The sequence below is a fragment of the Amycolatopsis sp. NPDC048633 genome (genome assembly GCF_040650695.1).
Taxonomy (GTDB): domain Bacteria; phylum Actinomycetota; class Actinomycetes; order Mycobacteriales; family Pseudonocardiaceae; genus Amycolatopsis.
The window spans coordinates 108588-133836 of sequence record NZ_JBEZHS010000015.1; the positions used below are offsets into that span (position 1 = coordinate 108588).

Consider the following 25249-nt stretch of genomic DNA (forward strand, 5'->3'; position numbering starts at 1 on the left):
GCAGCTAGTCGGCCTTCGTCGCGGCCGAGGAGTCCGAAGAAGCGGGCTTCTCGGCCGTCTCGGCGCCGGCCTTCTTCTCCGGCTCGGCCTGCTCCGGCGATTCGGCCTGCTCCTCGGCGGGCGGGTCGTCGAAGCTGGCCGGGACGCGCTTCAGGTGCTTCGTCATCGAGCGGACCAGGAAGGCCACCGCGATGAGGAACAGGATCAGCACCAGGAAGCCGACCGGGGACGACTTGCCGAAGTCCTCCCCCTGCCCGCCGTTGTCGCCGTCACCCGGCTGCTGCGTCAGGACGAGGACCGACGCGGTCACCGGAAGCGCCACGCCGGCCGGCAGCGTCAGACTCATGTGTTCACCTTCTCCTCGATGCCGATGCCGGCGAACAGGTCGTCCTCCGGCAACGTGCTGTCGACCTGCGACTTGACCAGCTCGTACTCCTCGGTCGGCCAAGTCTGGCGCTGGATCTCCAACGGGACGAAGAACCAGCGGCTGTTCGGGTCGATCTGCGTCGCGTGCGCCTTCAGCGCCTCGTCCCGCGCCTCGAAGTATTCACCGCACTCGACGCGGGTCGTCACCCGCTCCATCACATCCGCGCGGTCGGGGTCCCACTTCTCCAGCCACTCGGTGTACGGCGACTCCATCCCGGCCTCTTTCAGCGCCGCGTCGAAGGCCACCATCCGGGCCTTCGAGAAGCCGTGCATGTAGTACAGCTTCAACGGCTGCCACGGCTCGCCCGCCTCGGGGAACCGGTCCGGGTCCGGCGCCGCGTCCCACGCCGCCATCGACACCTCGTGCGTGCGGATGTGGTCGGGGTGCGGGTAGCCGCCGTTCTCGTCGTACGTCGTGATGACGTGCGGGCGGAACTCCCGGATCACGCGCACCAGCGCCTCGGTCGACTCCTCGAGCGGCACGACCGCGAACGAGCCCTCGGGCACCGGCGGCAGCGGGTCGCCCTCCGGCAGGCCGGAGTCCACGAAGCCCAGCCAGCGCTGGCTCACCCCGAGGATCTTGGCCGCGCGGGCCATCTCCTCGCGGCGGACCTCGGTCATGTTCGCCAGCACCTCGGGCCGGTCCATGGCCGGGTTGAGGATGCTGCCCGCCTCGCCACCGGTGCACGTGACGACCAGCACCTCGTAACCTTCGGCGGCGTAGCGCGCCATCGTGGCGGCGCCCTTGCTCGACTCGTCGTCCGGATGTGCGTGCACGGCCATCATCCGCAGGCGCGGCTTGGCGGTCTTCGTCAGCTGGTCCACCATGCTGCGAACGACTCCTTCTCTACCCGTATTCCGCGACCCACGTGCGGGCCGCCCACCCAGCGGGCGGATACTCGAAGCCGTACCCGCCCCACCATTGTCCCCACGGGTACGACAAGAACGAGCAGGAGGCCCCGGGTTGGCAGGCGGACCGGCGGAAACGGCAGTGGCCGTGCTGCCCGAAGGCCGGTACGGCACCGGGCGCGCCCAGGCTCCCCGCCGCTGGCGGCGCTGGCTGTTCCTCGCCATCGCCCTGCTGGTCAGCGGCGTGATCGCGTGGGTCGCGTACGTCAACCTCGGGTCCGCGCCGATCGACGCCGAGCGCGTCGCGTTCAGCGGCAAACCGGGCAACGCGATGGAAATCACCATCAACGTGACGCGGGACGACAACAGCAGGCCGGGCGTGTGCATCGTGCGCGTCCGCGACAAGACCGGCGCCGAGAGCGGCCGCAAAGAGCTCCTGATCCCCGCCGGCGCGAAGTACAGCAGGATGACCACGACGATCAAGAGCATCGGGGCACCGGTGACGGCGGACGTGTACGGCTGCTCGTACGACATACCACGGTACCTGTCAACCCCATAGCGGCCAACGGGGTGAACCGCGCGCCCAACGCCCACGGCGTGCGGAAATAACGGGCGTTGACCTGTCGCGCCGTGATAGTCTGACCCTTCAGCACGGCCCGCGACGGGCCGTGTTTTTCCTTTATCTCAGCCACGCGGGCACCTACGCCCGTGTGGGCCGGCTTGAACACGCAAGCCTGGCAGGCCCGACGAGGAGATGGTGACCGTGAGCGACACCAAGGTGACCTGGCTGACCCAGGATGCCTACGACCGGCTCAAGCACGAGCTCGACGAAATGATCGAGAATCGTCCGGTCATCGCCGCGCGCATCAACGACAGCCGCGAAGAAGGCGACCTCAAGGAGAACGGCGGCTACCACGCCGCCCGTGAAGAACAGGGCCAGGCCGAGGCGCGCATCCGGCACCTGCAGGAGCTGCTGCGAGGGGCCAAGGTCGGCGAGGCGCCGGCCAACGACGGCACCGCCGGCCCCGGCAAGGTCCTCACCGTCCGGTACGAAGGCGACGACGAGGACGAGAAGTTCCTGCTCGCCACCCGAGAGGAAGGCGCCGAGGGCGGCCTCGACGTGTACTCCCCCGAGTCGCCGCTGGGCAAGGCCCTGCTCGGCGCCAAGGAAGGCGAGTCGCGCGAGTACGAGCTGCCCAACGGCAAGCTGCAGAAGGTCACGCTCGTCAAGGCCGTTCCGTACGCCGAAACGAAGTGACCGATCCGGCCAAAGCAGGCCGCCCTCCCCGCGGCACGCAACCGTTGCCACGAAGTCATGCGGCCGTGGCTGTGGTCGGATTGGTCACCCATCGGCACAGTAGACGCGGCTAGCGTGTCCTCCCAGGATCCACATTCTGGGAGGACAGCCTCGTGAGCACCGAACCCATCTGCCAGGCGTGCGGCATGCAGTACGCCACGGTCCGTGACGACTGCCCGGTCTGCGAGGACGAACGCCAGTACGTCCCGCAGTCCGGGCAGCGCTGGACGAACCTCGCGTCTCTGCGCGAGAGCGGCACGTACACGCCGCGGATCGAGGAACAGGGTCCCGGCATCGTCGGCGTCGGCTCGAACCCCGGCTTCGCGATCGGTGAACGCGCACTGCTGGTGCGGGCGCGCTCCGGCAACTTCCTGTGGGACTGCGCCGCGTACCTCGACGACGCCCTGGTCCAGCAGGTCCGCGACCTCGGCGGGATCACCGGCATCGCGATCAGCCACCCGCACTACTACACGACGATGGTCGAGTGGGCGCACGCGTTCGACGTGCCGATCTACCTGCACGAAGGCGACCAGCAGTGGATCGGCCGGCCCGACCCGGCGGTGAAGCTGTGGTCCGGCGCCACCCTGGACGTCGCGGACGACCTGCGCCTGATCAACCTCGGCGTGCACTTCACCGGCGGCACGGTCCTGCACTGGCCGGACGGCGAGGAGGGCCGCGGCGCCCTGCTGTCCGGCGACATCGTCCAGGTGATCCCCGACCGCACGCACGTGGGCTTCATGTACAGCTACCCGAACCTGGTCCCGGAGCGCCCGCACATCGTCCGGCGCGCGGCGGAACTGCTGGCGGGGTACCGGTTCGAGGCGATCTACGGAGCCTGGTGGGACGCGATCGTGCGGACCGACGGCTTCGAGGTGGTGCAGCGGTCGGCGAAGCGGTACCTGGCCCACGTGGCCGACGAAGCCTGAGCCCGCCCCGGACGTCATGAACGACTCTTTCATGTCGCCGGACGCGGTGAACGACCCTTTCATGACGTTTCCACCGGCCGGGCCCTCAGCCCCGCGCGGTCCGTTCCAGCAGGGGGCGGACCCGCGGCGGCACCGGGGTCGACAAAGCGATCGACGTCGACGTCCGCAGCACGTCAGGCACCCCCACCACCTCGTCGATCACCCGCTGCAGGTCGTCGTTCCCCCTCGCCACCATCCGCACGAACAGGTCGCCCACGCCGGTCGTCGCGTGGACTTCGCACACCTCGTCGATCGAGGACAGCGCCGCCGCCACCTCCGCCCGGCGGCCCTGGGCGATCTCCAGCACCGCGAACGCCGTCAGGCCGTAGCCCATCGCCGCCAGGTCGAGCTCCGGCGGGAAACCGCCGAGAATTCCCCGCTCGGTCAGGCGGTCCAGCCGCGCCTGGACCGTCCCGCGCGCGACCCCCAGCCGGCGCGCGCTCTCCAGCACCCCCAGCCGCGGGGAGTCCGTCAGCAGCAACAGGAGCCGTGCGTCCAATGCGTCGAGGTTCTCCGACATTGCTCTCTTCCCTGCACAAGTTGTCCACGATGACAGCCGATGTCCGGCAGTCGCTGAGCATATTGTTTAGCGAAATCTGAGTCCATTGCGCATCTTGCCTCACGAGGCGGATCCTTCGGAGTATGACCCAGACTGCCGAACCTCAGGGCGCTCTCGACGACGTCAGCTATGACCAGCTGCGTCAGCTCGTCGGGCTCGTCGACCACGACGCCTCGACCGACCCGTTCCCGGTCAAGGCCATGGACGCGGTGGTGTTCATCGCCGGCAACGCCACCCAGACCGCCTGGTACTACCAGATCGCGTTCGGGATGCAGCTCGTCGCCTACTCCGGCCCCGAGACCGGCAACTTCGACCGCAAGTCGTACGTGCTCAAGTCCGGCTCGGCCCGCTTCGTCATCACCGGGGGCGTGCAGCCCGACTCGGCATTGCTCGACCACCACCGCAAGCACGGCGACGGCGTCATCGACCTGGCGCTCGAGACCACCGACGTCGACAAGTGCATCGAGCACGCCCGCGCGCAGGGCGCGACCGTCCTCGAGGAGCCGCACGACGTCTCCGACGAGCACGGCACCGTGCGCGTCGCCGCGATCGCGACCTACGGCGAGACCCGCCACTCGCTGGTCGACCGGTCGCGCTACACCGGTGTCTACCTGCCCGGCTACGAGCCGCGCCAGAGCACGATCAAGCGGCCGGAAGGCGCGCCGAAGCGGCTGTTCCAGGCCGTCGACCACTGCGTCGGCAACGTCGAGCTCGGCAAGATGGACTACTGGGTCGACTGGTACCACCGCGTCATGGGCTTCGTGAACATGGCGGAGTTCGTCGGCGACGACATCGCGACCGAGTACTCGGCGCTGATGAGCAAGGTCGTCTCGAACGGCAACCACCGGGTGAAGTTCCCGCTGAACGAGCCCGCCGTGGCGAAGAAGAAGTCGCAGATCGACGAGTACCTCGAGTTCTACGGCGGCGCGGGCTGCCAGCACATCGCGCTGGCCACCAACGACATCATCGCCACGGTCACCGCGATGCGCGCCGCCGGCGTCGAGTTCCTGGACACCCCGGCGTCGTACTACGAGGACCCGGAGCTGCGCGCCCGGATCGGCAACGTCCGGGTGTCGATCGAGACGCTCAAGGAGCACAGCATCCTGGTCGACCGCGACGAGGACGGCTACCTGCTGCAGATCTTCACGAAGCCGATCGGCGACCGCCCGACCGTCTTCTACGAGCTGATCGAGCGCCACGGTTCGCTGGGCTTCGGCAAGGGCAACTTCAAGGCCCTGTTCGAGGCGATCGAGCGCGAGCAGGAGCGCCGCGGCAACCTGTAACACATCTCGGCGAAGGCCACCGTGGGAGACCTCCGGGTCCCCTATGGTGGCCTTTGGCGTGTTCTGGGAACCGCGGGTGGCTCGGATCCGTCAGTGGAGTGAAGCAGAGAGAAGGGGCCGGGATGCCGGACAGCATCGACGCCAGCGACGCGATGATCGACAACTGGACCAAGCGGCTCGAGGAGAACGCCGCCCGGTACCAGGCGCTGGCCGATCGCATGCAGGGCCAGTCGGTCACCGAGCGGTCGAAGGACGGTTCAGTGCAGGTGACCGTCGATTCGCGCGGCCTGCTGAAGAACCTCGTCATCGCCGAGACGGCGGCCGGCAAGCGGATGGCCGAGGTGTCGGCGCAGGTGATGCAGCTGGTGCAGCGCGCGCAGGCCCGGATCCCGGAGCTGCTGCAGCAGGCGATGACCGAGACCACCGGCACCGGCGACCAGGCCGCGGTGGAGATCGTGCGCGAGGCCCAGAGCACCTTCCCGGAACCGCCGCCCGAGCCCGAGCCCGCGTTCCCGGAGCCCGACCGCGTCCGCCGGTTCCTGCCGGAGGACAACGAAGAGCAGCAACAGCCGCCGCGCACTCCGCCGCCGCCCGCGCCTCCGCAGCAGCCGCCACCGCCGCGGCGCCGGCGTGCGGCCGACAACGACGATGACGACGACTTCGGCGGACCGATTCTTTCCTGAGGGGGAACCGATGACGGATGTGGAACTCAGCACCGACCTGACGGCGCACGCCCACCAGCTCGACGCCATCGGGGACGGGCTGCAGCAGGCCGTCGACGCGGCGAACCAGGTCAGCATGCCGACCGACGCGTACGGCATCCTTTGCCAGCCGTTCCGGATGCTGCTCGACCCGGTCGAGCAGTACGGGATCGACGCGCTCAAGGACGCCGTGCAGGCGATGACCGCCGTCTCCGGCAAGGTCCGCGAGGCCGCGGCGGCCTACCACAAGTACGAGGCCGGGGTGGCCGACGACCTGAACAAGTCCGCGGGCGGTGCGTGATGCCGGAGGGGAACCCGCTCGTCGCCGACGCCAAGACCGACCCGGACGGGCCGGGCGCGTTCACCGCGGGCAACGGTGACTACGGCTACGCCGGCGGCATCGGCATCGCCGAGTCGTCGATGGACGCGTTCAACGGGATCAAGGACGGCGACTGGGTTTCCGGCGGGCTGGGCGTGCTCAGCCTGGCCGGCGAGATCGCGGGTGCCGCGATCGACCCGTTCGGCTACCTGATGTCGTCGGTGGCGTCGTTCCTGATGGAGCACATCCAGCCGCTGAAGGACATGCTCGACTCCGTCGCGGGCAACCCGCCGGTGATCCAGTCCTACGCCGACACGTGGGGCAACGTCTCGAAGGCGCTGGGCGAGCGCAAGACCGACTTCGACAACGCGGTCAAGAACGGCACCACCGGCTGGACCGGTGAAGGCGCCGACGCCTACCGCAAGTTCGCCGCCGAGCACAGCGACGCGTTGTCCGGCGCGGCGACGGTGGCCGGCGCGATCAGCACGGTCACGATGATCATGGGCCAGGTCGTCTCGTTCGTGCGCGAGACCGTGCGCCAGCTGATCGCGGACCTGGTCGGCAAGCTGATCGCCTGGGTGATGGAGGAGGTCTTCTCCCTCGGCTTCGGCACCCCGGTCGTGGTGGCGCAGGCGTCGGCCGCGATCGCCAAGTGGGGCAAGAAGATCGGGGAGCTGCTCAAGAAGCTCACCGACACGATCCGCAAGGTCTCGCCGCTGCTGTCGAAGCTGGTCGACATCTTCGAGAAGATCGCCAAGGTCTTCGGCAAGGTGCTGGGCAAGGTCAGCGGGCTCGACGGGCTGAAGGTCAAGGAAGGCGGCTTCGTCCACAAGATCCCCAAGGGGGAAGGTGGCGGCGTCCACGCGCGCGCTCATGGCGGCGACGGGGAGGGTTCTTCCGGCGGGGACGGTTCCCCGGACGGCGACAGTTCGCACAGCGGCGAGACTTCGTCGACCGACTCGGGCGATCCCGGCCACGCGGACGGGGATTCGCCGAGCTCCGACCCGATGAACACCGACTCGTCGCCGGATGCGGCCTCCCGCCGGAGTTCGAGCGGGGACGGATCCGGTTCACCGGACGGCGACAGCTCCCCATCGCACGCGGGCGACGGGGACAGCTCGCCGGACAGCAGCCAGTCGACGGCGCGCTCGGGCGACGGTTCGCCTTCCCACGCCGGGGACTCGAGCCCGTCGCACGCGGGCGACAGCAGCCCTTCGCCGACGCGATCTCCTTCCCACGCAAGCGATTCGAGCCCGTCGCCCACCCGTGCGGGCGACAACACGCCTTCGCACGCCGGGGACAGCAGCCCTTCACCCACCCGCGGCGCCGACAGCACGCCTTCACATGCCGGAGACACCAGCCCGTCACCGACGCGCGGCGCTGACAGCACGCCCTCGCACGCAGGCGACAGCAGCCCCTCGCCAACGCGCGGCGCCGACAGCACGCCCTCCCACGCAGGCGACAGCAGCCCCTCGCCAACGCGCGGCGCCGACAGCACGCCCTCCCACGCAGGCGACACCAGCCCTTCACCCACTCGCGGCGCCGACAACGCGCCCTCGCATACAGGCGACAGCAGCCCGTCGCCGACCCGCGGCACCGACAACACGCCGTCCCACGCAGGCGACAGCTCTCCGTCGCGCGGCGGAGACAGCAGCCCGTCCCCCACGCACTCCGGTTCCTCGCCCGCCGCGCGGTCGGACGCGCCCGGCTCGTACGCCGGCACCGACTCCCCGAGCAGCGCCGCACCGCCACGGGCCGACGGCACCACCTCCGCCAGCGGCACCGCGCCGGCCACCCCGCGCACCGGCGAGCCGGGCACGGTCCCGTCGCCGCGCGGTGGGGACGGCGCCGCCGCCGGTGTCCCGCCGCAGGGTGGCGCGCCGATGGGCGGCGGTGGCGGGATGCCGCCCGGCGGCGCACCCGGCGGCGGCGGCCTCGGCGGTGGCTCCCCGCGCACCGGCAGTGGCCCCGGCTGGACCGGCACCCCGGGCAGCCCGGGCAGCCCGGGCGCGCACACCCCGCACGTCGACACGCCCGGCCGTCCGCGCACCGGCGGCGACCTGCCCTCGGGCCGGCCACGCACACCGGACGCGCCCGCGCCGGCGCCCCGCGGCTACGGCCCCGGCACGCACGCCCCCGACACCCGCCCCGGCGGCCACGCGCCGGGCACCCGGGCACCCGGCCCCGACGGCGGCACCCCCGGCCACGGCCCCCACGAGAACGCTCCCCACGACAACGGCCCCGGCCACCACGACCCGGACGGCGACGCCCCGCACCACGGCGACTCCGAGCCGCTGACCCCGGACGAGGTCAACGCGCGGCACTCGGAAAGCACGCCGGCGGGCAGCTCGTACCACGCCGGCGACCCCGACATGGGCGACCTGCCGCACCGCGTGCAGCCCGACCCGGACGGCCGCTACACCGTCGACGTGCACGTCACGCCGGACGGCCACGCCCGCATCGGCGACCGCCTGTACACGCCGGAGGAGTTCGCGGACGTCCTGCGCCGCAACGCCGACTACGACGGCCGCCCGGTCCGCCTGATCGGCTGCGACGCGAGCTCGAACGACTTCGCGCACCGGCTTTCGCGTGAGCTCGACACCGAGGTCATGGCCCCGACGAAGCCGGCGTGGACCGACTCGCACGGCCGCGTCTTCTCCTCCGACTACGAAATCGGCCCGGACGGCAAGATGCGCCCGCGCATCCCACCGGACGGCGAATGGAACACCCACCACCCCGACGGCACGACGCACGCGGCCGGCGACGACGGGTTCGCGCCGGACACCCGGCACCACGACCCGCACGACGTCGACGCCGACAGCGCGCGCCACCGCGGTGACGACGACAACCCCCGGCAGCGCGACGCCGCCGGGTCCGACGCGGACGCGGACAACCCGCGGCAGCGCCAATCCCCACCGCCCGGCACCGACCCGGACGTCCCCGCCGACCGCAATCCCCTTTCGCGGCAACAGGAACACGACCTCACCGACCCGCAGCGGCAGGCCGAGCACCGGGCGAACCCGCAGCAGGCCAGGGACTTCACGCCGACCGGCGGGGAGCACGTGCCGGTCGGGCCGGGCAGCACGCACGCGGACGCGCCCCGGCCACCGCACCCCGGCGAGCGGTTCCCGGGCGACCAGCGGCTGGATCCCCACCGCTCGTACCAGGTCGCCGACGCCGACGGGACGCCCCGCGGCACCTACCACACCGACGGCTCGGGCCGGGTCACGCACATCGACACGTCGCACCCGAACGTGCCGCCGCGGCTGGCCGACGGCGCCCCGAACCCGGCGTACCACCCGAACCCCGACGTCACCCACCCGCACCCGGACACCACCTACCGGGTGGACATCGACGGGCAGCACCAGACGTTCCACACCGACGCCGACGGCGTGCCGCACCCGTCGGTGCAGTTCCACCGCCCGGACTTCGAGGGCGACCCGGTCCGGATCGGCCCGAACGACCCGCACTCGCCCGGCGTGCGGCAGTCGTTCGCGCAGGGCGGGCCCTACGAGCCGCACACCCGGTACGAGGTCGTCGACAAGAAGGGCGTCCCGCGCGGCACGTTCTACACCGACGCCGACGGCCACGTCCGCTGGGCGGAGGTCGAGTCCGGCCGGATCGCGCGGACGAACCCGGACCTGCGGGGCATCGACAACCCGCGGCTCGTCCCGCCGGATGCGGAAGTCCACCTGCGGCAGCGGCTCGACCCGAACGCGGAGGTGCCGGAGGACGTCCCGAACCCGGAGCGGTTCCGCGGCGCGCAGCAGCACGACGTCCACGACCTGCCGAACAACCGGTCGTTCCTCGACTCGCAGCCGAAGAACCCGGACGGGTCCCCGAAGCTGGAGCCGAACTCCAAGTACGTCGTGCACGGCGAGTACAAGGTGGGGGAAGCCACCGTCGACCAGCCGCGGTCGGTGTACTGGACCGACGAGCACGGCCGGGTCGCGGTGGCCGAAACCTTCCGGCCGCACAACCCGGACATGAACAACCCCGGCCCGAACATGGTCTACGACGTCGACAACGGCCGGTTCACCTACGAGACCGGCGCCGACGTCAACGGCAGGCCCGACACGGTGCACGGCCGCTCGGACACCCCGAAGCTGGCCGACGACGAGGAGTTCCTGCGTCGCGACGGCACCGCGCAGGGCGTGTCGGGGCAGCAGGGCCCGGGCGGGGTCTACGACGGCGGGCACATCGCGGGCAACCAGTTCCGCGGGCCGGGCGAGCTGCTGAACATGATGTCCCAGTGGCGGCCGCAGAACCAGGGCTGGCCGACCCAGGCCGGACCCGACCACTGGTACGCGTTCGAGACCGACCTGGCCAACCACCTCAAGGCGGGCGGCAAGATCGACAGCATCGACGTGTTCCCCCTGCGGAACGCCGGAGATCATGTGCCGCACACGATCCAAGTACGGTGGGTCGAAGTGGGCCCGGACGGCGGACCGATCGTCCACATGCGCAGTTTCCCCAACACGCCGGCCGCTCCGGGGGCGTCCTGATGCGCCCGGCCGCGGCACCAGAAAGGACCCGCGCTCATGCCTCGTGACGCCTCGCAGTGGCGGGAGCAGTCGCACGAAGTGGGCAACGCCCTCGTCGACGTCGTGCCCCCGGGATGGCGGCGGATCGACCTGGTGAGCCGCCTCAACGTCGACGTCGAGGACTTCGTCCTGACGGTGCTGATGGAGGACGGCAGCCGGCCCGCGATCGCCGTGCCGGACCGGGTCGCGCCCGCGCTCCGCCGCATGCGGGACGCGTTCCACCAGCCGGACGACGGCACCTGGTTCTCGATGCGGTACCTGCTCGACGCGCCGGGGCGCATCCAGACGCTGTACAACCTCGACTGGGACCCGCGCTGGTCGCCCGCCATCGACCCGGCGGGCTGGGTGCGCGACCTCGACGCCTACCCGCGGGAGCCGCAGAACATCCGGCCGTGGCTGCGTGAGCGGCTCGCCGAGGCCGGCCGGCCCGTGCCCGAGGACGTGCCGGTCGAGGTCTCGGACCCGCCGCTCGACCCCGAGGGCCAGAACTGGTACTGGCAGCAGATCGGGAACATCGTCGCGATGTCCGTGCCGCCGGACTGGTCGCAGGTAATGCTGACCTACCGCGCGATCGGCGACCACGTCGAGCTGCCGGTGATGGTCCGCCGCGTCACCGACGGCGGGTTGTACCCCTGGGAGCCGCCGGCCGAGGTCGGCGAGCTCCTCGCCGCGTTGCGCGCCGGGATGTACCGCGAAGGTCGCGGGACGTGGTTCCAGGTCGTCGCGCACATCGCGCTCAACTCGAGCGCCGAGTACACCTACACGTGGGACGACGAACCCGCCTGGGACCAGCCGCGCCCGGCCGGCGAGTTCCCGCGTGAGCTCGCGCGGTTCCCCCGGACCGGGGAGTCGCTGCCGGAGTGGCTGGCCGAGGCGGTCGGCACCGCGGGCGCGGCGACGCTCGCCGGCTCGGCGGACCCCGAGGCCGCGGCCAAGGACGCCCTGCGCGCGGCCGAAGACGCCGCCGCCGAGCTCGAGATCGCCCCGGCCCGCTACCGCATCGGCGAGGTCGCCGACGGCGCCTGGTGCCTGGTGCCCGAAGGCGACGGCTGGGCGGTGTTCTGGGCCCAGGGCGACGACCGGCGTGAGCTCGTCACCTTCCCGACGGCGGTGGCGGCCGTCCGCTACTTCACCGGGCACCTGTACCTGAACCGCGCCGCCTTCCGCGACGAGCTCCCGCCGGACGCCAAGCGCGCCACGGCGGAGTGGCCGATCCAGCCGGTCGGCGGCGATGTCGGGCTGCAGATGTACGGCGGAAAGCGGCTGGTGACGCTGCCGCCGGGCACCGAGATGGACCGCTACGGCGAACCGGCGGGCAACACGCTGTACGCGGCGCGGACCGAGTGGGAGAACCGGTCGGAACCCGCGGAGATCCGGGACTGGGCGTTCCACGTCTACCGGCTGCGGCGGCCGGTGCGGGCGCTGACCGGCACCGTCATCGCCTGGTACGACCAGCCCGGCGGCGGGACCGCCTACGTGCTCGAACGGTCCGTGGCCGATCTGCTGGCCGACGGCGCCATCGAGGAGCTCCCGCAGGCGACCACCCGGCCGCCCGGCCCGGACCAGGGCCGATGAGCACGCCGCCAGGACCGCTGGGGCCGGACCAGCAGCAGCAGCTCGTGGCGCAGATCGGCCAGCGACTGGCGTCGATGGCGCCGCCGGGCACGTGGCGGCAGGTCCGGACCGAGTACCGGGCGGTCGGCAGGCACATCGAGGCCGAGGTGGTCGTCACCGGGCACGACGGCGCGCCCCGCGTGCTGCAGCCACCGCCCGAACTGCTCCAGCTGCTGGGCACGCTCCGCGCGGGCATGTACCGGCCGGGCCTCGGGACCTGGTTGAGCGCGGTGGTGCTCGTCGACGCCGTCCAGGGCGTCAGCGCGGACTTCGTCGCCGACCGGGAGCCGCAGTGGCGGCGCACCCCGCCGCCGATCGGCTTCCAGGACGAGCTACGGGCCTTCCCTCGGGCCGACCAGCACGTCCCGCCGTGGCTGCGTGAGCGGGCCGGGCAGCCCCCGCCGGTCGCCGAAGGAGAGGTCCGCACGCCGCGGATCCACGACGGCCTCGACGCCTCGGGCCGCCCGGTCGTCCGGCGGCCGCAGCTCGTCCCGGCCGAGGCCGAGCGGGTGCTGGCGTACCTCGACGCGGCGCCGGTCATCCTGGCCTCGCGCAGCAACGGCCCCGACGCGTTCGCGCCGGACCGCACCGACGCGGTGCCGATGAACTTCCGCACCGACGGCGCCTGGGCCTGGCCCGGCGCGGTGGCGTACTACCTGCGTGAGCACGGGGTGCCGCCGGACCCGGACCTGGTCGCCCACATCCGGGCCCGCCGCTTCACCGCGCCGTCGGAGGTCCCCGAACCGGCGAAGGACCTCGCGCTCGCGGCGATCACCGGAGAACGGCTGTGACATCCGGGGCTTCGCCCCGGGCCGGGGGCTCCGCCACCCGGAACCCCCGAAAGCCGAGTCAGACGACCGTGTAACCCGCGTCCGTCAACGCGATCTCGAGGTCCTTGCAGTGCTCGGGACCGCGGGTCTCGAGCGCCAGGACGACGTCGGCCTCACCGAGGTCGAGGCTGCCGGAAATCCGGGAGTGCTCGACGTCGAGCACGTTCGCGCCCATCTCGCTCACCCGGGACAGCACGCCCACCAGCGACCCCGGGCGGTCCGGGACCCGCAGGTGGAGGCGCAGGTAGCGGCCGCCCGCCGTCATGCCGTGCTGGATGATCTGCAGGAGCAGCACCGGGTCGACGTTGCCGCCCGAGAGGATCGCCACCACCGGCGGCTCGAAGATGCCGGGGTGCTGCAGGAGCGCCGCGACCGTCGCCGCGCCGGCCGGCTCCACCACCAGCTTGCGGCGTTCCAGGCAGAGCAGCACCGCGCGGGAGAGGGACTCCTCGGAGACCGTCACGACGTCGTCCACCAGCGACGCGACGTGCGCGAAGCTGACCAGGCCCGGCTCGCCGACCGCGATCCCGTCGGCCATCGTCGAGGTCGAGCTCAGCCGGACCGGCGCGCCCTTGGCCAGCGACGGCGGGTACGCCGCCGCGTCCTCGGCCTGGACGCCGACGACGCGGACGTCCGGGCGCACCGCCTTCACCGCCGACGCGACCCCGCCGACCAGCCCGCCGCCACCGGTGGCGACCAGGATCGTCTTCACGCCCGGCACCTGCTCGAGGATCTCGAGGCCGACGGTGCCCTGGCCGGCGATGACGTCCGCGTGGTCGAAGGGGTGGATGAACACCGCCCCGGTCCGCTCGCCGAACTCGATCGCCGCGGCGAGGGTCTCCTCCAGCAGCGCGCCGTGGAGGTGGACGTCGGCGCCGTAACCGCGCGTCGCGGCCAGCTTCGGCAGCGGCGCCCGCAGCGGCATGAAGACGGTGGACTTGGCGCCCAGCAGCGACGACGCGAGCGCGACGCCCTGCGCGTGGTTGCCGGCACTGGCCGCGACGACGCCGCGTTCGCGTTCGGCGACGCTGAGGCCGTGGATGCGGGTGTAGGCGCCGCGGATCTTGAACGACCCCGTGCGCTGCAGGTTTTCGCACTTCAGGTGCACCGGACCGCCGTGGAGCTTGCGCAGGTCGCGCGCGTGCTCCATCGGCGTCACCCGGGTGACTCCGCGTAGGAGTTCCCGGGCGGCCTGGATCCGCTCGATGGTCACGAGTTCCATGGCCGGAGATGATGCCACTCAGGAACTCCACAGGTTGCGAGGACCGGGAGCCGGGTACCCTGGGCGTGTCAACACGCGGTAAACAGGGAGCAACACATGGCACGGGGGAACGACGCTCACCGGGCTCGCGCCACCCGGTCCGCCGGGCTGGTCCCGCTCGTGATCGGGCTGGCCTCGGCCGCGGCGCTGACCGGAGCCGCGTACTTCACGGTCGACAACGCCTCGTGCGGTTCCCCGGCCCAGTACATCCGCCACGACAGCCACGTGGAGCTGGTCGGCGGCTGCGTGGACGGCGCGAACCTGCCGGCGACGGGCACCCCGAAGTCGGGTGGCGTCGTGCACGGCAACTACAACCCCTGATCTTCGCACTACGAAAACGGCGCCGGATCAGCTCCGGCGCCGTTTTCGTAGTCCAGTGGAGTCAGCCCAGGGCGGTCAGCAGGTCCGCGACCAGGTCGCGGCCGTCCTCGATGCCGACCGACAGGCGCAGCAGGTCCGACGGGACCTGGAGCGTCGAGCCCGCCGTGCTGGCGTGGGTCATCTTGCCCGGGTGTTCGATCAGCGACTCGATGCCGCCGAGGGACTCGGCCAGGATGAACAGCTTCGTGCGGGACGCCACGTCCAGCGCCGCCTGCTCGCCGTCCGCGTGGCTGAAGGAAACCATCCCGCCGAAGCGGCGCATCTGCTTCGCCGCCGTCTCGTGGCCGGGGTGCTCCGGCAGGCCCGGGTAGTAGACCTTCGCGACCTTGGGGTGCTTGACCAGCGCCTGCACGACCAGCTCGGCGTTGTCGCTGTGCCGCTCCATGCGCAGGGCCAGCGTCTTGATGCCGCGCAGCGTCAGCCACGCGTCGAACGGGCCGGGCACCGCGCCCGCGGCGTTGCGCATGTAGAACAGCTGCTCGCGCAGCTCGTCCTCGTTCGTGATCACCGCGCCGCCGACGACGTCGGAGTGGCCGCCGAGGTACTTCGTCGTCGAGTGCAGCACGATGTCCGCGCCCAGCGAGAGCGGGTTCTGCAGGTAGGGCGTCGCGAAGGTGTTGTCGACCACCAGGCGGGCGCCGGCGTCGTGCGCGACACCGGCCAGCGCGGCGATGTCGGCGATGCCGAGCATCGGGTTGGTCGGCGACTCGCACCAGATCAGCTTGGTCTCGGGCCGGATCGCGGCGCGCACCTCGTCGAGGTTCGCGAGGTCGGCGACGGTGTGCTCGACGCCCCACAGGCTGAGCACCTTGTCGATCAGGCGGAACGTGCCGCCGTACGCGTCGTTGCCGAGCACGAGGTGGTCACCGGGGCGGAGAGTACTGCGCAGCACCACGTCGGACGCCGCCATGCCGGACGCGTAGGCCAGCGCGTGCCGGCCGCCTTCCAGCGAGGCCAGCGCCTCTTCCAGCGCCGAGCGGGTCGGGTTCGCGGTGCGCGAGTACTCGTAGTCGCCCTCGCGGGTCCCGCCGACGCCGTCCTGCGCGTAGGTGGAGGTCTGGTAGATCGGCACGATCACCGCGCCGGTGCGGGGGTCGGGCTTCTGACCGGCGTGGATCGCGCGAGTCTCGAATCCCAGTACGGAGTAGTCGTCCACCATGGGGTAAGCGTACGGCGAGGCCCCGGCATTCCCGTCAGGTGGGACGGATCTCAATACCGCACCACCGGGCCGTGGGCGCGGACACCGCGAGCAGCAGCGTGCCGGCCGCCGGCGGCGCCACCAGGGCCAGCGCGGTCAGCCCGCCCATCGCCAGGTCACCGGGACCGCCGAAGGTGAGACCGGCGGCCGCGAGGGCCGCCGACGTCAGCGTCGCGAGCAGCGCTGCCGAGCTTCCGGCGATGCAGCCGATCCGGCCGGCCGGCTGCCGGCGCAGCAGCAGGACGCCGCCCGGCAGCAGCGTCGAAGCGAGGACGGCGTCGACGGCGGCGTGGAGGACCACGCGACCGGCGTCGGCCGGGAACCGGACGAGCGCGACGACGTCCAGGACGAGCCCGGTCAGGTAGAGCAGCCCGCCGAGCAGGGCGAGCACCGCGGCGGCGAGCGCCGTCCGGCCTTCGGTTCGGGTCACGGCTGCCGAGGATACGGTCGGTTACCGCCGGTGACCGGCGTGGGTCACCAGCTCCGCGACGAAGACGGGTAGGCCTCCTGGCCCGTCCACATCGGCAGCGTCGGCGTGCGGTAGCGCAGGTAGCGGAAGGTCGGCGGCAGGAACGCCAGGATCAGCACCAGCACCGCCAAGCCCGCGAGGCCCACCCGGTCCACCATCGCGAACCCGCCGTGGGTGAACATCGCGTCCGCGAACCGGGCCAGCGGGACGCCCACTGACAGCGGCTCCGTCAGCAGCGCGCCGATGGCCAGCAGGGCACCCAGGCCGAGCAGGATCGCGCCCGCCGTCGCGCGGAACAGCGTCGCCAGCGCGCCCAGCAGGAGCACGAGCCCGGCACCGAGGTAGGCGGCGAGGTCCACGAGCACCCAGCCCGGCAGGGCACCGAGGCTGAATTCGGCGGGCATGTCGAGGAAGATCCGGACCGGCACATATCCCGCGGCGACCGCAGCCGTGAGTCCGAGCAGGCTGGCGAGGATCGCCGTTACTCCGGAAGGCCGAGTCGATGAATACGAATGCGAATGTGAATGTGGCACCGGGTATCCACGTGGACCGGTCACAACTCCCCCATCGACAGAGCACAGGACTACGACGTTCACCCTAGTCCCGAAAGGGGGAAGTGACTCCGAAAGAGAACAGAATTCGGCCGGACGGCGGAACCCAAGATCATTTTCCTGCGGTAGCGGCAGAAATGCTGTCACGCGATCCGGATGACCCGCGTTATCCGGTAATTGTCCTTTTCGGACAATTGCGTATTCGCCCGTGAATGCAGCGTGCCCCGGAGCCGAATGGCTCCGGGGCACGGAAGGTGTACTAGTTCACCACTGCTGTTGCTGCGGCGGCTGACCGGGCTGGCCGTACCCGCCGCTCGGCGGGCCCTGCTGACCCGGGGGCTGGCCCCAGCCCTGCGGCGGCTGGCCCGGCTGCTGCGGGTAGCCCTGCGGCGGCTGACCCGGCTGGCCGTAGCCACCCGGCTGCGGCGGCTGCCCCGGCTGCGGGAAGCCCCCGCTCGACGGCTGCGGGAACCCGCCACTGGACGGGTTGGGCCCGCCCGGCTGGCCGTAGCCCGGAGGCGGGCCGTAACCCTGCGGCGGCTGACCCGGCTGGCCGTAGCCACCCGGCTGCTGACCGAACCCGCCCGGCTGACCGGGCTGACCCGGCTGGCCGAAGCCGCCCGGCTGCTGCGGGCCGCCGAAACCACCCTGCGGAGGTCCGCCGAAGCCCTGCGGCCCACCCGGCGCGGCACCGCCGCCACCGAGGCCGACGAACTGCTGCGTCGCCGGGATGAGCCCGAGCACGCCCACGATGAGGATGAGCACGCCGAGGATCAGCGGCGGGAGCCCGAGGCCGAAGGTGTCCTTCTCGGACGCCGACGCCTGTGCGAGCGTCTCGGCGTTCGGCGTCATCCCGATCTTGAGCAGGAGCGCGAAGACCGTGAGCAGCGCACCACCCGCGACGATCGCGATCGGGACGAACTTCTTGAGGCCGCCCAGCTTGCCCGCGAGCGCCAGCCCGACGCCGCCGGCGAGCGAGATCAGCGCGCCCAGCAGGATCATGACCACGTAGAACCAGACCAGGCCCGGGCCGATGATCCCGGCCTGGTCGAGCACCTTGTCGATCGCCGCCTGGTCCGGGGCGAGGTCGAAGATCTTCGAATAGTCGCTCGCGTCGCCCATGTAGTTGAACGCGATGATCAGGGCGACCAGGCCCAGCAGCGCGACGACGCCGCCGGCGATGTAGCCGAACAGGCCGTTGCCCCCGGCCGACGGGCCGCCGAACTGCGGCGGCTGACCACCGAAGCCGGGCTGCGGGGGGCCGCCGAACCCGGGACCGCCGAAGCCCTGCGGCGGCTGACCGGGCTGCCCCGGCTGACCGAAGCCACCCGGCTGCTGCCCGAACCCGCCCGGCTGACCGGGCTGCCCCGGCTGGCCGAAACCACCCGGCTGCTGGCCGTAGCCGCCCTGCTGGCCGAACGCCGCGGCCGGGTTGTCGGCCGCGCTCGGCGGCGGGGTGTACGGGATCGCCGGCGGCTGGGAGCCCGGCGGGACCAGCTGCGTGGAGTCCGCGACCGGGGCGTCGCCGCCGCCGGCCGGGTTCACCATCTGCGTCGCGTTCGCGTCGACCGGCGGCATCGCCTGGGTCGCGCCCGCCCCGCCGTCACCCGGGTGGAACGGCTGGACGACCTGCGTCGGTTCGGGCGTCTCCCCGAACGGGGAACCGCCCTGTGGCTGGGCGGGTTGCACGACCTGGGTCGGTTCCGGGCTGCCGAACGGGTTGTCCTGCTGCGGCTGGGGGCCACTCGGCGGGCCCTGAGGTGGCTGGCCGCCACCCCACGGCTGGTTCGGTGGCTGCGGTGCACTCATGTGGGTCTTGAACCCCCTTGACGAGGACGCGAAAGTGTTCTATTTGCGCTCACGCTATCGGATCACCCGGCAAGGCGCTCGTAACGCCCCGGCCCGGTGCTCCGATCTACTCTTTTCACAGCTCCCGCTCAGCGACCGGCCAGGAAGCCCAGGAGGTCGTGCCGGGTGACGACCCCGGCCGGCTTGCCGTCGACCAGCACGAGGGCACCGTCGGCGCCCTCGAGCGCCGTCATCGCGGCACCCACCTGCTCGCTGCCGCCGATCGTCGGCAGCGGCGGCGACATGTGCCGTTCGAGCCGGTCGGCCAGCTGCGCCTTGCCGGTGAACAGCGCGTCCAGCAGGTCGCGCTCGTTGACCGCGCCGACGACCTCGGCCGCCATCACCGGCGGCTCCGCGCTGACCACGGGCATCTGGCTGACGTCGAACTCGGCCAGGATCGCGATCGCCTCGGCGACCGTCTCGTTCGGGTGCGAGTGCACGAGGGACGGCAGCGAGCCGCTCTTCTTCGTGAGCACGTCGGCGACCGTCGCGCCCGAGGAGTCGGGCGGCAGGAAGCCGTAGGAGGACATCCAGGTGTCGTTGAACACCTTCGTCAGGTAGCCGCGGCCGCCGTCGGGCAGCAGCACGACCACGACGTCGTCCTCGGTGAGCCGCTCGGCGAGCTTCAGCGCGGCGGCGACGGCCATCCCGCAGGAGCCGCCGACCAGCAGGCCCTCCTCGAGCGCGAGCCGCCGGGTGACCTGGAACGAGTCGGCGTCGGAGACCGGGATGATCTCGTCGGCGATGTTCCGGTCGTAGGTGTCCGGCCAGAAGTCCTCGCCGACGCCCTCGACCAGGTACGGGCGCCCGCTGCCGCCGGAGTAGACCGAGCCCTCCGGGTCGGCGCCGACCACCTGCACGGCGCCGTCGCTGACCTCCTTGAGGTACTTGCCGGTGCCGGAGATGGTGCCGCCGGTGCCGACGCCCGCGACGAAGTGGGTGATCTTCCCGTCCGTCTGCTTCCACAGCTCGGGGCCGGTCGAGAGGTAGTGGCTCTCGGGGTTCTGCGCGTTGGCGTACTGGTTGGGCTTCCAAGCGCCCTCGATCTCGCGGACCAGGCGGTCGGAGACGTTGTAGTAGGAGTCCGGGTGCTCGGGCGCGACCGCGGTCGGGCACACCACGACGCGGGCGCCGTACGCCTTCAGCACGTTGCGCTTGTCCTCGCTGACCTTGTCCGGGCAGACGAACACGCACTGGTAGCCCTTGCGCTGCGCGACCATGGCCAGCCCGACGCCGGTGTTGCCGGACGTCGGCTCCACGATCGTGCCGCCGGGGCGCAGCTCGCCCGAGCGTTCGGCCGCCTCGATCATGCGCAACGCGATCCGGTCCTTGACCGAGCCACCCGGGTTCAGGTACTCGACCTTGGCCAGCACGAGCGGCTTGAGCCCCTTGGTCAACGAGTTCAGCTTGACCAGCGGGGTGTTGCCCACGAGGTCTGCGATGTGCTCTGCGTACTCCACGAGCGCCAGCCTAAACGGCCGACCGGTGGCGTTGTCCAATCGTGGCCGGGCCGGCTCCCGGGGGGCCTCCTGGTGCGCGTCGGTGATCACGGGCCGCGAGCGCGAGGTCGGGCCGCCCGGCGGAGACCGCTGGCAGCCACCAAGCTGCTCGTCTACACCGGTACCGGCCCGAGGGCCGCTGCACGCTGAGCCGTCATCCCGTCCCGGAGGTTCCACCCGGCGCCGACCTGGGTGCGGCACCCCATCCGAAGAGTCAGGGACGCCCAGTAGGCGACCCGTCCGATTGTCATCGCCAGTTCACCTCCCACGTCAGGAATGGCGACCTTTCCTTTGTCGGACGATCCTATCCGCCCGGCGGTTGCCGCGAAACATCCTTCTGAGCCAATTGTGACCAGTCCGACTTCCCGGCGGCCGGGGATTCTTCCCAGCCCGTCGGCCAGGTCCGGGGAGACCCCGGCTTCGCCTGCGCTCCGGCGAGCCGGGCGGCGGATTTCGTCCCGAAATCGGCCGGACCTGCGAAAACGGCGCCGTTGAAGGAGTCGCGCTCGCCACCGAAAACGGTTCCCCGGAAATCGACGCGGCCCTCGAACTTCGCCTTGTTGAAGTCGGCTTTGGTACGGAATTCGGTGCCGCGAAACGATGCGAGTTCGCGAAACGTGGTGCCGTAGCAGGTGATCGACCGGATCGAACAGTGCGTGAGGGTAAGCCCGACGAGCTTCGCCCCGGAGAAGTCGAGGTCGACGTCCGGCCAGAAGCCGTCGTTCGGTTGTTCCGCGGCTCCCGGGCGCAGGTGCAGCAGCAGGATGCGCTGAGCGGTCTTGCGGACCTGCAGCTCTTCTTCGTCGTCGCCGAAGGGCATCCGCAGGTAGGCGCAGAGGACGTTGACGATCGTCTGCCGGTGCTCCCGGTAACCGCCGGCGAGCCGCTCGAGGGAGTAGAGACCGGCGAGCCGGACCGGCGCCTTGTCACTGCCGAGCTGGTCGGCGGCCTTGCCGTAGATCTCGGTGATCCGGCGTTCGGTGGCATCGTGGTCCTTCTGCACGAGGTCCAGCTCGGCCGACCGCTGCCGCCGGGCGGCGAGCAGCAGGGCGGCGGCGCCCCCGGTCCCGACCACGATGTTGGCGGCGGTCTTCAGGGCCTCCAGCCGGGCGGAGTCCTCCGGGCGGCCACCGCCCAGGAGCGTCAGCAGCAAGGCGGACGCGACGCCGGCGACGACCAGGAGCCCGGCTCCCCACAACAGGATCGTCCTCGTCCGCAGCACCCGCGTCTCGGTCCCCACCCGGGTGATCCTGCCAGCCCGCGGGGCGGGCCACCTCGGGAACGGCGCGATCCCGAGGTGGCCCGCACCCGGTTCAGCGGTGGTTCGAACGGTCCCAGGCGTCTTCCGCCGCCATCCCGGCGACGCCCTTGCCGATGAGCGCACCGACCGGGGAACAGACCTCGAGGAGCGGTCCGCAGACTGTCCCCGCGCCCGCGCCCGCCAGCCCGCCGCCGAACTCGTACGAGGCGATGAAGCCCTGCTTGTGCACCGCTTTCCCGACCGGCATGCCGTTCGCGACATCGACGGCGCCGTTGACGACGTAGCCGAGCGGCCCCATGAACCGGTTGCCCGCCTTGAGGTACTTGTTTCCGCCGTACCAGACGAGGAAGCCTCGCGGGGTCGGCTTGCCCTTCGCCACCGCCACCTTGGCCGGTTCCCGGACGGCGGGGTTGCCGCTACGCGTCCGGTTCTTCGTGTCGCGCCCCTGCTTCTCGCGGAGGGCCTCGGCGCTTTCGGCAGCCGCCTTGGCGGCGTCGGCGGCCTTGCCGATGTCCTCGAAGACGTCCGCCGCGACCTCGTAGGGCTTCTTGGTTTCGGCCGCTTTGTGGTCGCAGGCCCGGATCGTGCCGCCGCACTTCTCGAGCGCCTGCTTCTGCTTCTTGGTCTTGGCCTGTGCGTCCTTGTGCTCACAGGCCCGGACGGTGCCACCGCAGTTCTGGTACGCCTGCTTCTGCTTCTTCGCCTTGGCTTGATCGGCGTGGTGGTCACAGGCCCGCACCCCACCACACGCCTGGTACGCCTGCTTCTGCTTCCTGGTCTGCGGGTGGGTGGTCTTCGGTTTGGCGGCCTTGTGGTCGCACGCGCTCACAGTGCCACCGCAGTTCTTGACCGCCTGCTGCTGCGCCTTCTTGTTGGTCTGCGCCTTCTTGTTCGTCTGTGCGTCCTTGTGGTCGCACTGCCTCGCGTTGTCGCAGTTCTTGCCCGTCTTCGTTGCGCTGTCCGCCTTATTCGGCGGCTTGACCGTGGCGTGGGCCGGCGTCGCCTCGGCGAACGCCGGCAGGGCGGCCGCCAGCCCACCGAACGCCAGCGTGGTCGCCACCGCGACAGCCGGGAGCCGGACAGCCATGCGTCCCACCCGGGACGACCCTCTGTCGAGCGCACTGAGCCTCAATGTCGTTTCCTCCTCGTCTGGCCCGCGTGGTGCGGGCGGTGAACCGGGACGAGCTGTCCTGCCCGGCGCTTGATGCGGGCGCCCCTCCGCGAATCCGCGAAGGGGCGCCCGACCCCCAGTGGCCCCGCCGGCTTCAGCGACGGTTGTTCATCGCTCGCCGGCCGGCAGAATCACGACCTCCGCGTCGCTGATCACCTGTTCACCGACTTCGTCGCCTCCGGCATGACGCGAACCGCGGTCATCCGGCTCAGGCTCGCGCTCCGGCTTGCCGCGCTTCGCGGACTCGACGGACTTCGCAGCGTGATCCACGCGAAGCTCGGCCGACGGCACCGGAGTGGCCATGACAACTGGCTCGGACGGCTCGGCTGGTTCGACGGGCTCCGGCGCACCGAGTACGACCGGCTCGGCCGGCGCCGATGCGGGCTCCGGGTAGGCCACCGGCTCGGGCTCCCGGGCATCCGGCCGCCACCGCAGCTCGACCGGGTCCGATTCGGGCGCAGCCTCGGCCTGAGCCGATTCGGGCGCTGGCTCGTCCAGGGTCCGGAGGAGCGCAACGGGCACGTCCGCCGCCTCGACGGGCGCCGGACGCACCACCGACGGCAGGTCGAGGGGCGCCGGCTCGATGGCGATCTCGACGCGCGGCAGCACGTCCGGCACCACGTCGATCGGCCACGGTCCGGCACCCGGACGGGCCGCCTTCGCGGCGGGCGCCGTCCGCGGGACGGCGGCCACGACCGGCGCGGCGGGCGGCGGCTCGACGGGCGCCGGCGGCTCGACCGGGACCGGTGGTTCCGCGGGCAGCTCCGGATCCGCCACGTCCGGCTCCGCGGCGTCGGCTTCCTCCGGGAACGAATCGGGCCGGTAGCCCTCCTCGTCGAGGTAACCTCGTGATCATCCGGCGGACTTCGTCGGACAGCTGACCGGCGGCCTGCTGGGTCGTCGCGGCCGGGTTCGGCTGATCGTCACTCCCGGCGACCAGCGTGGCGGTCAGCGCACCCAGCGTGGCGCTCGCGGCGAACCCCGCCCACACCCACGGGCCGGGTCGGCGGCGACTGCGGACCGGGCGGAACCGGCGTTTCGGCATCGGTGATGTCCCTCCTCGTTTGCTCGGCTTCGTCGCCGAACAAACCTGTCCGCGCCCAGCTCGGACAAGGTTTCCGGACGGTTCCGGACGCTCCCGGACGGCGCTACACTCCGCCGGAAGTCACTCACCTGGGGGAGGGGGTCACGTGCCCGGCGACTGGCCCGACCCGGCCGAGGCCACCGATCCCGCCGCATTCGTCGCCGCCATGCGGCGGCTGCGCGTCGTCACGGACCTGAGCTACCGCACGCTCGAACGCCGCGCGGCCCGGGCGGGCGCGTCCCTGCCCAGCTCGACGATCAGCGGCGCGCTGAGCCGGGACACCCTGCCCAGGGCCGACCTGCTCGCGGCGTTCGTCCGGGCCTGCGGCGGCGACGAGCCTTCGGTGGAGCGCTGGTCCGCCGCCCGCGCGGCGCTCGCCGCGCGGGAAGAACGAGCCGAACCGGAACCGCCGCCACCCGCCGAGCCGCGCGCCAAGCGCCGTCCGGTGGTGCCGGTGGCCGCCGCGGCCGCCGTCGTCGTCGCGCTCGTGATCGGGGGCCTGATCGTGTTCGACCGCGGCGGGGACGACCCCGCGGCCGCGCCCGGGTCCACCCCGGTGGTCACCCCGCCGGCCCCGGCGCCGGTGTCCGCGACGATCCGGTCTTCGTCGCCGGTGCCCGCCGGGCAGCTGCGGGTGCGGCTCGCCCACACCGGGTTCTGCCTCGGCGAGGGCCCGGAGCGGTTCGTGCGGCAGGCGCGGGACGTCGTGGGGCAGCAACCCTGCGACAAGGCGTTCCCGCCGATCACCGCGGAACCGTCCGAAGGTGCGTACCGGCTCGTCCTGCGCCACCCCGACAAGGGCGACGGATGTGTCACCGTCGACGACGGCGGCACGACCATCGAGGTGCTCCTGGCCGGTGACGACTGCGCCGACGGCCGGCCCGACCAGCTCTTCACCTTCGAGCCGGTCGCCACCGGCTACCGGATGCGGTCGGTCGCCGGGGCGAAGTGGTGCATCGGCGTGTTCCAGGGCAGCACCGAGCCCGGGGTGCAGCTCATCCAGGACCCCTGCGACGGCGGCGGGCACCAGGTGTTCCTGATCGACGCCGCACCGGCTCCCGGCACCGAGCGCTAGCCGGCCGGTCTCCGGGGAACCTCACACCGCCTTCGACTTTCTCCTGGGCGGTGTACGCGGCAGT

General features: G+C 71.8%; 24 protein-coding genes. 12 read left to right on the forward strand and 12 right to left on the reverse strand.

Features of this window, described 5'->3' with window-relative positions:
- Window positions 1-4: 4 nt before the first annotated feature.
- Both AB0C38_RS25860 and mca read right to left on the reverse strand, forming a co-directional pair.
- Window positions 5-346, reverse strand: a complete 342-nt coding sequence (locus AB0C38_RS25860; RefSeq protein WP_360677773.1) for a hypothetical protein — start codon at window positions 344-346, stop codon at window positions 5-7.
- Window positions 343-1254 carry a mycothiol conjugate amidase Mca gene (gene mca / locus AB0C38_RS25865; RefSeq protein ID WP_360677775.1) on the reverse strand — a complete coding sequence of 304 codons (912 nt, stop codon included), beginning with the start codon at window positions 1252-1254 and terminating at the stop codon, window positions 343-345. Before mca ends, AB0C38_RS25860 begins: the two co-directional genes overlap by 4 nt.
- A 136-nt stretch (window positions 1255-1390) precedes the next feature.
- On the opposite strand from mca, the gene AB0C38_RS25870 reads away from it, so the two are divergent.
- From AB0C38_RS25870 to AB0C38_RS25880, 3 genes are all read left to right on the forward strand, one after another.
- On the forward strand, window positions 1391-1834 hold the full coding sequence (locus AB0C38_RS25870) for a DUF4307 domain-containing protein (protein ID WP_360677777.1): 444 nt from the start codon (window positions 1391-1393) through the stop codon (window positions 1832-1834).
- 195 nt (window positions 1835-2029) lie between these two features.
- Window positions 2030-2533 carry a transcription elongation factor GreA gene (gene greA / locus AB0C38_RS25875; protein ID WP_360677779.1) on the forward strand — a complete coding sequence of 168 codons (504 nt, stop codon included), beginning with the start codon at window positions 2030-2032 and terminating at the stop codon, window positions 2531-2533.
- A gap of 152 nt (window positions 2534-2685) precedes the next feature.
- On the forward strand, window positions 2686-3498 hold the full coding sequence (locus AB0C38_RS25880) for an MBL fold metallo-hydrolase (RefSeq protein WP_360677781.1): 813 nt from the start codon (window positions 2686-2688) through the stop codon (window positions 3496-3498).
- A gap of 85 nt (window positions 3499-3583) precedes the next feature.
- Here the strand turns inward: AB0C38_RS25880 and AB0C38_RS25885 are convergent, their stop codons facing one another.
- Complete coding sequence (locus AB0C38_RS25885; RefSeq protein ID WP_360677783.1) at window positions 3584-4057, reverse strand: Lrp/AsnC family transcriptional regulator; 474 nt, start codon at window positions 4055-4057, stop codon at window positions 3584-3586.
- A gap of 122 nt (window positions 4058-4179) precedes the next feature.
- Between AB0C38_RS25885 and hppD the strand changes: the two genes are divergently transcribed.
- The 6 genes from hppD to AB0C38_RS25915 all read left to right on the forward strand — a co-directional run bounded on the left by hppD (window position 4180) and on the right by AB0C38_RS25915 (window position 13348).
- Complete coding sequence (gene hppD, locus AB0C38_RS25890) at window positions 4180-5379, forward strand: 4-hydroxyphenylpyruvate dioxygenase (protein ID WP_360677785.1); 1200 nt, start codon at window positions 4180-4182, stop codon at window positions 5377-5379.
- A 122-nt stretch (window positions 5380-5501) separates the two neighbouring features.
- On the forward strand, window positions 5502-6062 hold the full coding sequence (locus tag AB0C38_RS25895; RefSeq protein WP_360677787.1) for a YbaB/EbfC family nucleoid-associated protein: 561 nt from the start codon (window positions 5502-5504) through the stop codon (window positions 6060-6062).
- 10 nt (window positions 6063-6072) lie between these two features.
- Window positions 6073-6381, forward strand: coding sequence for a type VII secretion target (locus AB0C38_RS25900; protein WP_360677789.1), 309 nt, complete (start codon window positions 6073-6075; stop codon window positions 6379-6381).
- The gene (locus AB0C38_RS25905) at window positions 6381-10904 is read left to right on the forward strand and encodes a DNA/RNA non-specific endonuclease (protein ID WP_360677791.1); all 4524 of its coding nucleotides are present in this window, start codon (window positions 6381-6383) and stop codon (window positions 10902-10904) included. The genes AB0C38_RS25900 and AB0C38_RS25905 overlap by 1 nt, the downstream gene beginning before the upstream one ends.
- Before the next feature lie 36 nt (window positions 10905-10940).
- Window positions 10941-12518: a TNT domain-containing protein gene (locus tag AB0C38_RS25910; RefSeq protein WP_360677793.1), complete on the forward strand. Its 1578-nt coding sequence runs from the start codon at window positions 10941-10943 to the stop codon at window positions 12516-12518.
- Window positions 12515-13348, forward strand: a complete 834-nt coding sequence (locus tag AB0C38_RS25915) for a ferredoxin (RefSeq protein ID WP_360677795.1) — start codon at window positions 12515-12517, stop codon at window positions 13346-13348. Before AB0C38_RS25910 ends, AB0C38_RS25915 begins: the two co-directional genes overlap by 4 nt.
- Before the next feature lie 58 nt (window positions 13349-13406).
- Here the strand turns inward: AB0C38_RS25915 and ilvA are convergent, their stop codons facing one another.
- A complete protein-coding gene (gene ilvA, locus AB0C38_RS25920; protein WP_360677797.1) occupies window positions 13407-14609 on the reverse strand; it encodes a threonine ammonia-lyase in 1203 nt (400 codons plus the stop codon).
- 96 nt (window positions 14610-14705) lie between these two features.
- Between ilvA and AB0C38_RS25925 the strand changes: the two genes are divergently transcribed.
- Window positions 14706-14969 carry a hypothetical protein gene (locus AB0C38_RS25925; protein WP_360677799.1) on the forward strand — a complete coding sequence of 88 codons (264 nt, stop codon included), beginning with the start codon at window positions 14706-14708 and terminating at the stop codon, window positions 14967-14969.
- A 61-nt stretch (window positions 14970-15030) separates the two neighbouring features.
- On the opposite strand, the gene AB0C38_RS25930 is transcribed toward AB0C38_RS25925, so the two are convergent.
- The 8 genes from AB0C38_RS25930 to AB0C38_RS25965 all read right to left on the reverse strand — a co-directional run bounded on the left by AB0C38_RS25930 (window position 15031) and on the right by AB0C38_RS25965 (window position 23635).
- Window positions 15031-16188, reverse strand: a complete 1158-nt coding sequence (locus tag AB0C38_RS25930; protein WP_360677801.1) for a cystathionine gamma-synthase — start codon at window positions 16186-16188, stop codon at window positions 15031-15033.
- 34 nt (window positions 16189-16222) lie between these two features.
- Complete coding sequence (locus AB0C38_RS25935) at window positions 16223-16657, reverse strand: hypothetical protein (RefSeq protein WP_360677803.1); 435 nt, start codon at window positions 16655-16657, stop codon at window positions 16223-16225.
- Window positions 16658-16701: 44 nt separating this feature from the next.
- Entirely contained in the window at window positions 16702-17100 is a 399-nt protein-coding gene (locus tag AB0C38_RS25940) for a hypothetical protein (RefSeq protein WP_360677805.1), read from the reverse strand.
- Between the two features lie 411 nt (window positions 17101-17511).
- Entirely contained in the window at window positions 17512-19056 is a 1545-nt protein-coding gene (locus AB0C38_RS25945) for a hypothetical protein (protein ID WP_360677807.1), read from the reverse strand.
- A gap of 128 nt (window positions 19057-19184) precedes the next feature.
- A complete protein-coding gene (locus AB0C38_RS25950) occupies window positions 19185-20555 on the reverse strand; it encodes a cystathionine beta-synthase (protein ID WP_360677809.1) in 1371 nt (456 codons plus the stop codon).
- A gap of 343 nt (window positions 20556-20898) precedes the next feature.
- Complete coding sequence (locus tag AB0C38_RS25955) at window positions 20899-21834, reverse strand: pentapeptide repeat-containing protein (protein ID WP_360677811.1); 936 nt, start codon at window positions 21832-21834, stop codon at window positions 20899-20901.
- A gap of 73 nt (window positions 21835-21907) precedes the next feature.
- Entirely contained in the window at window positions 21908-22942 is a 1035-nt protein-coding gene (locus tag AB0C38_RS25960; RefSeq protein WP_360677813.1) for a hypothetical protein, read from the reverse strand.
- Window positions 22943-23134: 192 nt separating this feature from the next.
- Complete coding sequence (locus tag AB0C38_RS25965) at window positions 23135-23635, reverse strand: hypothetical protein (protein ID WP_360677815.1); 501 nt, start codon at window positions 23633-23635, stop codon at window positions 23135-23137.
- Here AB0C38_RS25965 and AB0C38_RS25970 point away from each other — a divergent pair.
- Together AB0C38_RS25970 and AB0C38_RS25975 are read left to right on the forward strand one after the other, a co-directional pair.
- Window positions 23610-23852 carry a hypothetical protein gene (locus AB0C38_RS25970; RefSeq protein ID WP_360677817.1) on the forward strand — a complete coding sequence of 81 codons (243 nt, stop codon included), beginning with the start codon at window positions 23610-23612 and terminating at the stop codon, window positions 23850-23852. The genes AB0C38_RS25965 and AB0C38_RS25970 overlap by 26 nt on opposite strands.
- A 364-nt stretch (window positions 23853-24216) precedes the next feature.
- Complete coding sequence (locus tag AB0C38_RS25975; protein WP_360677819.1) at window positions 24217-25185, forward strand: RICIN domain-containing protein; 969 nt, start codon at window positions 24217-24219, stop codon at window positions 25183-25185.
- Window positions 25186-25249: the final 64 nt, after the last annotated feature.